Here is a 1,568-nt window from a genome sequence, read left to right as displayed (position 1 = left end):
GATGGGCTTGGCCGGGCTCTAACTCCAATTCTGTCTGGTCACCTTCGCTGGTGTATTTGAGTGTGTAGTTAAGCAGCGTCACCAACCCACTTTCTGTTGCTTTCGCCGCGACTCTTGCGCTGGTAAAACGCGAGTGAGGAGAAGTGGAGGTAAAAAAGTTGCCACACGCGATATCACCCGCAAACACAAACTCTAAATCGAAGCTATAAAGGTTATTCCACGTGTCCGTTCCGTCCGTTGACAACACTTGAAGGAAGTAACCAAACTGGGCATCTTCGACAAAGCGGAAGGTTTGTAAATCCGTCTGAATCACTTGGTTGAGGATAAACGGCAATGGCGCGCGCGGCGTATTGGAGCCAAAGCCTACATCGACAATCCATGCTTGTTCATCCAGCGTCACCAACGTGATTTGATGGCTGCGACCTGTCGGCGTCCCCATCACGTGAACACGCCCAAGTAAGCTGCGCGCTTCAAACCCGAGGGTCTTGAGCACATCGAGCATTAAGCCATTCAGTTCAAAGCAGTAGCCACCACGGGAGTGATACACGGTTTTTTGAATGATGTCTTCAATCTCAACAGAGATGCCACGCTGCAACGAAATATCAAAGTTCTCAAACGGCAGGCAACGGTGCTGCGCTACGTGAATCTTGTGCAATGACTCCAAATCGGCGGGTAACTCACTCGGCAAACCGAGCTTGGTTAAATAGGCGTTCAGATCCGTCTTATTCATAATCACTCTTACTTATCTGATGGGTTGATTGTTTTCTACTCTAGTCCCTCTACCTAACCTCAGGTCAATCGCCTTTTCCGTTTTCCCTTCTGTTTTGAGGAGGCATCACACTCTTGTTGTCCACTCACTTTAACATTATTACGTATATGTAAAAATCATTTTCAAAATGGACGGATTATCATTTTTATTGAAACACCTAGAATGGACACCAACAAAACGACGCAGCGCAGGAAGCAAACCTTAACTACGCTTATTACGTCACTCCATATACTGAGAATATAAAGGAAAATCCAATGACTCTTGAAATCAAACCTGGTCAAACTCACATCAAATCCAAGGCAATGGTTGCGTGGGCGGCTGGCGAGCCACTGAAAATGGAAGAAGTGGATGTACAGCTTCCTAAAGCGGGTGAAGTGCTAGTGCGCATCGTCGCGACAGGTGTTTGTCATACTGATGCGTTCACTCTGTCAGGCGACGATCCAGAAGGCATCTTCCCTTCGATTCTTGGTCACGAAGGCGGCGGTATTGTTGAAATGGTTGGCGAAGGTGTTACCAGCGTTGAGGTTGGCGACCACGTGATTCCTCTTTACACCGCAGAATGTGGCGAGTGTAAGGTCTGTAAATCGGGCAAAACCAACCTTTGTCAGGCCGTTCGTGAAACACAAGGTAAAGGTCTGATGCCAGATGGTACAAGCCGTTTTTCTATCAACGGTGAAACCATCTTCCACTACATGGGTTGTTCTACTTTCTCTGAGTACACAGTGCTACCTGAAATTTCATTAGCCAAATTGAACAAGCAAGCACCTCTTGAAGAAGTGTGTCGACTCGTTTGTGACTT

At 47.2% G+C, this 1,568-nt stretch carries 2 protein-coding genes; one reads left to right on the top strand and one right to left on the bottom strand.

Annotated features, from left to right (window positions below; genetic code table 11):
- A partial coding sequence (locus R8269_RS24050; RefSeq protein WP_318222759.1) for an arylamine N-acetyltransferase occupies positions 1-730 on the bottom strand: 730 nt, incomplete at its 3' end.
- A gap of 293 nt (positions 731-1,023) precedes the next feature.
- Between R8269_RS24050 and R8269_RS24045 the strand changes: the two genes are divergently transcribed.
- Positions 1,024-1,568 (top strand): alcohol dehydrogenase catalytic domain-containing protein (locus R8269_RS24045; protein WP_318222758.1); only part of this gene is annotated, 545 nt, incomplete at its 3' end.

The organism is Vibrio sp. Vb0667 (genome assembly GCF_033391095.1).
This window is presented reverse-complemented; position numbering and strand designations above follow the sequence as displayed.